Consider the following 7864-nt stretch of genomic DNA (forward strand, 5'->3'; position numbering starts at 1 on the left):
GATCAAGGCTGGATCGGCGCGTATTTGCCGTCGTGCCACTGGTTGATGTCGTAGCTGGCGTTCTTCAGGTCGCCCTTCTCGTCGAAGACGACGTCGCCGACCACGGTGCTGATCGGCTGGCCGTTCTTCAGCGCTTCGGCGACCTTGGCCGGATCGTCGCTGCCGGCGCGCTTGATGCCCTCGGCGAAGGCCTGGACCACGGCGTAGGAGAACAGCGTGAAGCCTTCCGGCACGAAGCCGCCGGCTTTGATCTTGGCGATGGCGTCCTTGGCTTCGGGCTTGGCCTGCGGATCCGAGGGGAAGACGAACATCGTGCCTTCGCCGGCCGGCCCGGCGACCTGCCAGAATTCCGGAGTGGCGATCGAGTCCGGCATGATCAGCTGGAACTTGACGTTCTGCTCGGCCGCCTGGCGCAGGATGAGACCGCCCTCGGGGTGATAGCCGCCGAAATAGACGACGTCGGCCTTGAGCTCCTTCAACTTGGTGACGAGGGCCGAATAGTCCTTCTCGCCGGCATTGATGCCTTCGTAATCCACTTCCTTGAGGCCGCCGGCATTCATCGTCGCCTTGACGGCATCGGCCACGCCCTGGCCGTAGGCGCTCTTGTCATGCAGGATGACGACATTCTTGCCGGCATATTTCTTGGCGATCCACGGACCGATGAAGGCGCCCTGCGCATCGTCGCGCGTATAGAGGCGCATGATCGTCGGCCAGCCGGCCTTGGCCGCGGCATCGGTCAGTTCCGGATTGGAGGAGGCCGGGCTCATCATCAGCGTGCCGGCCTCGGCATAGACGGCGGATGCCGGAATGCTGGAGCCCGAGCAGGCATGGCCATCGACGAATTTGGTGCCGTCGGCGACGATGCGGTTGGCGACGGAAACCGCCTGCTTCGGATCGCACTGGTCGTCCTGGACGTCGAGCTTGATCTGGTTGCCGTTGACACCGCCGGCGGCGTTGATGGCGTCGGCGGCAGCCTGCGCACCCTGCTTGAACTGGTCGCCGATGGTGGCGAGCTGTCCGGTCATCGGACCGACCACCGAAATGGTGATGTCATCGGCAAATGCCAGCGGCGCGCTCATCATCAGGCCCAATGCGGCTGCGCTCAAAATACCTAATTTTTTCATGGTGATATAACTCCTCCACTCGCGCGCGGCCGCTCCGGCCGCGCTTCTTTTAGAGAGGCCGGACCATTTCATCCTTCGCCTGGCATGTCTTGGCGCATCGCCGGCACTCGATTGGGCCTGTATTGTATCGCGGACCGCTTGAAAGCCAAAAGCCGCGCCGGCCTTGTTCCGGCCGGTCGCGGCTTTTTGCCAAACGAGCTTTCCCGAACGCCCCCGCGCCCGAAACCCCACTCGCTTCCCTGTCTTTCTTTTCGTCCGGCCGTCTTGCGCGGCCTTGTCCCTGGTGCCGGCCGTCTTGCGCGGCCTTGTCCCTGTGCCGGCCGTCTTGCGCGGCCTTGGCCCGAAGCGTTTCCGCCCTCGTTGTCCGTCAGTGCATCGTCATCCATTCGCGCGCTTCGCGCAGCGCCCTAGCGATCTCGGCCTTGGACATCGCCGCCGACAGTTCCGAGCGCAATTCGGCGGCGCGCACCGAACCCTTGATGGCGGCGATGTTGAACCATTTGTGGGCGGCGACGACGTCGGTCTCGCAATCGCGGCCAGTCGCATACATCATGCCCAGTTCGAAAAGAATGTCGGCCTGGGCAGTTGCCCCCATGGCGCCGAAGCCGGCTTCAAGCATTTCAAAACGTGCCATTTCAATCCCCTGTCTGGCTCCCGAGAGCTGCCTCCTTCTGTCCCTTGGTATCCCTCGGGGGGCTGCTCTTTCGATGCTTTCGAGGATGAAGCCGAGCCTTGAATCCGTCGTTAAATGGCGTGCTTAATTTGAAGAAAACAAAGCTAAAACAAGAGGTAAACACTGAAATTCGTTAAGCATACAAAGCCCGCAGTTCAGCCTGTTTGCGGCAAATTTGACGAAAACTTCGAACGGTCCGGTCAACACTCCGCTAACCACGGGAACCAATGGCAATGAAGCTGTCCGTTCATTTCGCGTTGAAAGGTGGCGGCAAAATCCTGCAACCTTCCCCGGCGGCACCGCTTTTGTTTTGCCGGAAGCTGAACTAGCTTACGTTTGCGTAAGGGTTAGGAAGGCGGGACGGCGCCCCACCGGAACCTATAGGGAGGACAGACATGTTTCGAAAAGTGAGCCTGGCCGTGGCGGCCACCTTGATCATGGCCGGCGCGGCCTTTGCCGATCCGATCGAGGGCAACTGGAAAACGCAGTCCGGCGAGACGGCGGCGATCGGCGGCGGCGGCGCGTTTGCCATCACGCTGAAGACCGGCAAGTTCGCCGGCAAGACGATCGGCTCGCTCAAGGCGGCCGGCGACAACAAATATGCCGGCAGCATAACCGATCCGGAAACAGACAAGACCTATGCCGGCAAGGCGACGCTTTCGGGCACGTCGCTCAAGATGAGCGGCTGCGTGTTCGGCGGCCTGATCTGCAAGAGCCAGACCTGGCACAAGCTCTGATCTGCGCCTCGCCGCAATCACCTGACGACGGGGCCCTCGTGGCCCCGTTTTCATTTTCTACCCGGCCGATGCGCCGCCTCAAAACCCGTCAACGAACTTGAACCGCAGATGAATGCCGGCATCAGAGCCGGTTCAGCGGCGCTCGGGCATTCTCCTTGGCATTGAAGGAGAGGACCAACGCAATGCTCGCCCGCCGCTTCACCATCGTCTGCCTGCTGATGAGCCTGTTTGGCATGCTTTTCGCCGTCCTGGTGGCCGAGACAGGCCGCCCGGCCCGGGCCTGGGACGCTGCCAATTCCTGCCGGCCGAACTGCATGAACCATTTCAACCGCTGAACCGACAAACCCTCAAAAGAGAAGCTACGATCATGGACCGCATCATCACCACCAGCGCCCTGAAGGCCCTTCGGCTCCTGCCGCGGGCGGCGCTCATCCTGGTGCTGCTCGCCGCCCCGGTGCTGGCGGTGCCGATGATGCGCGCCGATACAAGCGCGACGATCGAAGCGCCGTCGCCGAAGAAGTCCGGTGTCGGCTTTGTCCTGCTGGTCGCCCTGCAGCGCGGGTGAGGTGCGTCGATATTCAGGGGATGCCGGCCTGCAACTCGGCGCGGCCTGACCTGAATCTCAACACACCTTGAACCTTGGACGAACAAAATCGGCGCTCACGCTGTGTTCCGGCTTGGCTCCCCCTCCCAACCGCTCTTCCAAGTCTCTATATTGAGCCATGGAAAAGCGAATCTACCCCCAAGCCATCGAATCTGTCGTCATGCCTGAGCCTTTCGGCAGGCAGAGTTTCAACGACGCCAGGAAAGCGGTGGCCGCGCTGCAGGTGCTCTACGACCGCAACACCAAGTTCCTGCGCGATTCCTTCGCGGCACTGGCCGCCGGCGGCGACAACAACAAGCGCTACCGGGCCTTCTATCCCGAGATCGGCGTCACCACGACGTCGTTCAGCCAGGTCGATTCGCGCCAGGCCTACGGCCACATGCCGACGCCCGGCCATTTCTCGACCACGGTCACCCAGCCGATGCTGTTCGAAAACTATCTCGTCGAGCAGCTTCGGCTGATCATGCGCAATCACGGCGTCCAGGTGACGGTGTCGGAATCGACAACGCCCATCCCGCTGCATTTCGCCTTCCTGGAGGGCACCTATGTCGACGGCACAGCCGCCGAGCGCATCAAGCGGCCGATCCGCGACCTGTTCGACGTGCCCGATCTCGACGGCACCGATGACCAGATCGCCAACGGCACGTTCGAAGTGGCCTTCGGCGAGCCGCGGCCGCTGGCGCCGTTCACGGCGCAGCGCATCGACTATTCGCTGCACCGCATGACGCACTACACGGCGACCAGCCCGCAGCATTTCCAGAATTTCGTGCTGTTCACCAACTATCAGTTCTACATCGACGAATTCGTCGCCCGCGCCCGCGAGCTGATGGAGAGCGGCGGCGGCGGATACGCCGAATTCATCGAGCCTGGCAATGTCATCACCCATGCCGGATCGAGCGTGCCCTCCGAAGGCGCGCCGCCGCAGCGCCTGCCGCAAATGCCGGCCTATCATTTGAAGAAGCCGAACCATGGCGGTATCACCATGGTCAATATCGGCGTCGGCCCGTCCAACGCCAAGACGATCACCGACCATATCGCGGTGCTGCGACCGCATGCCTGGGTGATGCTCGGCCATTGCGCGGGCCTGCGCAACACGCAGGCGCTGGGCGACTATGTGCTGGCGCATGCCTATGTGCGCGAGGACCATGTGCTGGACGACGATCTGCCGGTCTGGGTGCCGATCCCGCCGCTGGCCGAGATACAGGTGGCGCTGCAGGAAGCGGTCGCCGAGGTCACCGGCCTTTCGGGCTACGATCTCAAGCGCATCATGCGCACCGGCACCGTCGCCACCATCGACAACCGCAACTGGGAGCTGCGCGACCAGCGCGGGCCGGTGCAGCGGCTGTCGCAGTCGCGCGCGATCGCGCTCGACATGGAATCGGCGACCGTTGCCGCCAACGGCTTCCGCTTCCGCGTGCCCTACGGCACTCTGCTCTGCGTTTCCGACAAGCCGCTGCATGGCGAATTGAAGCTGCCGGGCATGGCGACCGAGTTCTACAAGCGGCAAGTGGCGCAGCACCTGACCATCGGCATCAAGGCGATGGAGAAGCTGGCCGGGATGCCGATGGAGCGGCTGCATTCGCGCAAGCTCAGGAGCTTTTCGGAGACGGCCTTCCAGTAGCCGGCCAGCCCTGAAACCCTCGGCGAGGCAATGCTTCGTCTTGATCGCGCCGCAATTTAGCGGATAAGCAGGCCGGACGGATCGCCGGCGGTATTCAGCAGACCACGACTTCGATGAGAACAAGCGGCGCGCGCCCGAACATGGTGGCTGGGGTGACATTCCTGGCAATGATGGCGTTCTCGGCCGCTTTGGTGGCCGGGTTTTTCGGCACGCTGCATCCGGCCTTCGATTCCTTCTCGCATTTCCGCGTCCATCTCGCCGTGCTGGTCGCGCTTCTGGCGTTGCCGCTGCTTGCCTCGTCGTTTCGCCTGCAGGCGGCCGCGGGATTGCTGTTTGCCGTCGCCAGCTTCGCCACCACGCTCAGCACACAGCCCAGGCTATGGCCGGTGCAGGCGGTCGCCAAGCCCGCAGACCAGATCGTCTACAGCCTGCTGCAGATGAATCTGCGCTACGACAATCCGACGCCGAAGAAGGTGCTGTCGCTGATCGGCCGGACCAATCCCGACGTGATCACCCTCGACGAGGTGTCGGAGATGTGGACGACCGAGCTCGGCTACATCACCAGCGCCTATCCCTACCGGATCCTTTGTCCCTATCCCAACGGCGTGTTCGGCGTGGCGCTGCTCTCCAGGCGTCCATTCTCCGCCGGCACCGAGCCGCACTGCGAGCGGCGCGGGGCGATGGCGATCGCGAGCGTCGATTTCGGCGGTGTCAGCGCCGATGTCGCCGCGATCCATCTCAGCTGGCCATGTCCGCGCGAGCAGTCCTGGCAGATCGGTGAACTGTCGGAGCAGCTCGCCTCGCTTGGCGAGACGGCGATCATGGCCGGCGACTGCAACGCCGTGCCGTGGAGCGCGGCGGTGCGGCGTGTCGCGGCGCTCGGCAAGCTTACCGTCATGCCGTCCGCCGGGCCGACCTGGATGTACATCAAGCTGCCCGATGTCCTGCGGCGCTTCGCCGGCCTGCCGATCGACCAGGTGTTCAGCAAGGGCGCAGTGACGATCCACTCGGCGACGCGGCTGGAGGAAACTGGCTCCGATCACCTTCCGGTGCTGGTGGAGTTTTCGCTGCGGGCGGAAGAGAAGAAGCCCGACGACGAGCATGAGACCGCACTTGCAGCCATGGCTCGGTTCGGCAAGACGCGTGGTTAGCGCGACGTTCCCGTCCGCTCAGGGCTTGGTCAAACCATCCACCAGATGCTCGACATGGCCGCCGTCGCGATGCTCGCGGGCGTCGAAAGCGTTCTGCTTGGCCTCGTATTCGGCATAGATGGCGTTGATGCGGCGCCTTGCCTCCTGGCGGGTGCCGGTGCAGAACCAGTTGTCGGCACGCTTGAGCCCACGGACCGACTTCGCGGTGGCTTGCATCATGCGCCTGGCGATGCGGCCATGCGTCTCCTCATGCGCGCGGACGCCGGCAAAGAACCGCTTCCAGCGGCGTTCGAGCGCGGCACTGGCCGGCTGCGCCAGACGCGGATAGGTGTAGGTGAGGTCGAGCACGCCGTCGGCCTGCCGCAGGTGGCAGACCCCGTCGGTGCGGCTCATGGCGAGATCCCAATTCACCGTGTAGGCAGTGTCCGCGATGGCGCGGGTCATGAAGCCGTGCTTGGGGCCCTTGCGGTCCATTGCCTCGACCAGGGCAGCACCCGTCGTGCCCGCGATGTCGTATGTTCGCGTCTTGACCAGCAGCTTGGTGCCGGCCGATGCCGCCGGGGTTAAGCCGCACAGGCTGCCGACCGCTGCAAGGCATGCCAGGACCGCGAGGCGCATGGCCGTCCCTCCACTTTCAGGAAAGGGAACCACAAGCGCGCCGCGGTTTCAACAGGCCCGTAACCTGCCCGGATAAACCGGCCCCTCGCCGGCTCTTCGTTTGGGCGGCGGTCGAGACGTCCCGGTCGGGCCGCCGCTCTCACATGCCCTGATAGACCGGGCCTTCGCCGCCTTGTGGCGGCACCCAGTTGATGTTCTGGTTGGGGTCCTTGATGTCGCAGGTTTTGCAATGGACGCAGTTCTGCGCGTTGATGACGAAGCGCACGTCCTTGGCCGACGGATCGGCAGCGGCGTTGCCGTCCTTGTCGACCCATTCGTAGACGCCGGCCGGGCAATAGCGCGTCGACGGCCCGGCAAAGACATCGTGCTCGGAACGCTGCTGCAGTGCCGCGTCGCCGACGATAAGGTGGACCGGCTCATTTTCCTCGTGGTTGGTGTTGGACAGGAAAACCGAGGAGAGCCGATCGAAGGTCAGCACGCCATCGGGCTTCGGATAGGCGATCTTCTGGTGCTTGGTCGCCGGCTCCAGCGTCGCGTAGTCGGCCTTGCCGTGCTTCAGCGTGCCGAAGGGCGAGAAGCCGAACAGCGTGTTCAGCCACATGTCGAGGCCGCCGAGGCCGACGCCGATGATGGTGCCGAAGCGCGACCACAGCGGCTTGACGTTGCGCACCGTCTTCAAATCCTTGCCGATGTCGGTCGCGCGCCACGCAGCCTCGTAGGACGCAAGCTCGTCATTGGCGCGGCCGTCGGCGATCGCTTGCGCGACATGCTCGGCCGCCAGCATTCCCGACAGCACCGCATTGTGCGAGCCCTTGATGCGCGGCACGTTGACGAAGCCGGCAGCACAGCCCATCAGCACGCCGCCCGGGAAGGACAGCTTCGGCACCGACTGCCAGCCGCCTTCGGTGATGGCGCGTGCGCCATAGCCGATCCGCTTGGCGCCCTCGAAAGTGCCCTTGATCGCCGGATGCGTCTTGAAGCGCTGGAATTCCTCGAAGGGCGAGAGCCAGGGGTTCTTGTAGTTGAGATGGACGACGAAGCCGACCGCCACCTGGTTGTCTTCCAGATGGTAGAGGAAGGAGCCGCCGCCGGTCTTCATGTCGAGCGGCCAGCCGAAGGAATGCTGGACGAGGCCAGGCTTGTGGTGCTCCGGCTTGACCTGCCAGAGCTCTTTCAGACCGATGCCGAACTTGGCCGGCTCGCGGCCATCGGAAAGCTGGTATTTGGCGATCAGCCGCTTGGCGAGCGAGCCGCGCGCGCCCTCGCCGATCAGCACATATTTGCCCATCAGCGCCATGCCTGGCGCGTAACCAGGACCCTGCGTGCCGTCCTTCTC

9 protein-coding genes are annotated in these 7864 nt (G+C 63.9%); 5 read left to right on the plus strand and 4 right to left on the minus strand.

Annotated elements, in window-relative coordinates; genetic code table 11:
• Positions 1-2: 2 nt before the first annotated feature.
• Both EN780_RS22130 and EN780_RS22135 read right to left on the minus strand, forming a co-directional pair.
• Positions 3-1124, minus strand: a complete 1122-nt coding sequence (locus EN780_RS22130) for an ABC transporter substrate-binding protein (RefSeq protein ID WP_127309863.1) — start codon at positions 1122-1124, stop codon at positions 3-5.
• 367 nt (positions 1125-1491) lie between these two features.
• On the minus strand, positions 1492-1758 hold the full coding sequence (locus EN780_RS22135) for a sel1 repeat family protein (RefSeq protein WP_127393724.1): 267 nt from the start codon (positions 1756-1758) through the stop codon (positions 1492-1494).
• A gap of 434 nt (positions 1759-2192) precedes the next feature.
• Between EN780_RS22135 and EN780_RS22140 the strand changes: the two genes are divergently transcribed.
• The 5 genes from EN780_RS22140 to EN780_RS22155 all read left to right on the plus strand — a co-directional run bounded on the left by EN780_RS22140 (position 2193) and on the right by EN780_RS22155 (position 5910).
• A complete protein-coding gene (locus EN780_RS22140) occupies positions 2193-2534 on the plus strand; it encodes a DUF2147 domain-containing protein (protein ID WP_127283015.1) in 342 nt (113 codons plus the stop codon).
• A 182-nt stretch (positions 2535-2716) separates the two neighbouring features.
• Positions 2717-2869, plus strand: a complete 153-nt coding sequence (locus EN780_RS38890) for a hypothetical protein (RefSeq protein ID WP_187331195.1) — start codon at positions 2717-2719, stop codon at positions 2867-2869.
• Positions 2870-2901: 32 nt separating this feature from the next.
• Positions 2902-3099, plus strand: a complete 198-nt coding sequence (locus tag EN780_RS22145; protein ID WP_127283014.1) for a hypothetical protein — start codon at positions 2902-2904, stop codon at positions 3097-3099.
• A 199-nt stretch (positions 3100-3298) separates the two neighbouring features.
• Positions 3299-4759, plus strand: coding sequence for an AMP nucleosidase (locus EN780_RS22150; protein ID WP_245500070.1), 1461 nt, complete (start codon positions 3299-3301; stop codon positions 4757-4759).
• 140 nt (positions 4760-4899) lie between these two features.
• Positions 4900-5910, plus strand: coding sequence for an endonuclease/exonuclease/phosphatase family protein (locus EN780_RS22155; protein ID WP_128275324.1), 1011 nt, complete (start codon positions 4900-4902; stop codon positions 5908-5910).
• A gap of 18 nt (positions 5911-5928) precedes the next feature.
• Here the strand turns inward: EN780_RS22155 and EN780_RS22160 are convergent, their stop codons facing one another.
• Both EN780_RS22160 and EN780_RS22165 read right to left on the minus strand, forming a co-directional pair.
• Positions 5929-6528 carry a DUF922 domain-containing protein gene (locus EN780_RS22160; protein ID WP_127283012.1) on the minus strand — a complete coding sequence of 200 codons (600 nt, stop codon included), beginning with the start codon at positions 6526-6528 and terminating at the stop codon, positions 5929-5931.
• Between the two features lie 139 nt (positions 6529-6667).
• On the minus strand, positions 6668-7864 hold a 1197-nt coding region (locus tag EN780_RS22165), incomplete at its 5' end, for an electron transfer flavoprotein-ubiquinone oxidoreductase (protein ID WP_133372670.1).

Source organism: Mesorhizobium sp. M4B.F.Ca.ET.089.01.1.1, from assembly GCF_004022605.1.
Classification (GTDB): Bacteria; Pseudomonadota; Alphaproteobacteria; order Rhizobiales; family Rhizobiaceae; genus Mesorhizobium; species Mesorhizobium abyssinicae.

What these genes read in the sequence shown, in the direction of transcription:
- EN780_RS22130 (WP_127309863.1), bottom strand. Translation starts at nt 1,124, where the DNA reads ATGAAAAAATTAGGTATTTTGAGCGCAGCCGCATTGGGCCTGATGATG.
- EN780_RS38890 (WP_187331195.1), top strand. Translation starts at nt 2,717, where the DNA reads ATGCTCGCCCGCCGCTTCACCATCGTCTGCCTGCTGATGAGCCTGTTT.
- EN780_RS22145 (WP_127283014.1), top strand. Translation starts at nt 2,902, where the DNA reads ATGGACCGCATCATCACCACCAGCGCCCTGAAGGCCCTTCGGCTCCTG.
- EN780_RS22155 (WP_128275324.1), top strand. Translation starts at nt 4,900, where the DNA reads ATGGTGGCTGGGGTGACATTCCTGGCAATGATGGCGTTCTCGGCCGCT.
- EN780_RS22160 (WP_127283012.1), bottom strand. Translation starts at nt 6,528, where the DNA reads ATGCGCCTCGCGGTCCTGGCATGCCTTGCAGCGGTCGGCAGCCTGTGC.
- EN780_RS22140 (WP_127283015.1), top strand. Translation starts at nt 2,193, where the DNA reads ATGTTTCGAAAAGTGAGCCTGGCCGTGGCGGCCACCTTGATCATGGCC.
- EN780_RS22150 (WP_245500070.1), top strand. Translation starts at nt 3,299, where the DNA reads ATGCCTGAGCCTTTCGGCAGGCAGAGTTTCAACGACGCCAGGAAAGCG.
- EN780_RS22135 (WP_127393724.1), bottom strand. Translation starts at nt 1,758, where the DNA reads ATGGCACGTTTTGAAATGCTTGAAGCCGGCTTCGGCGCCATGGGGGCA.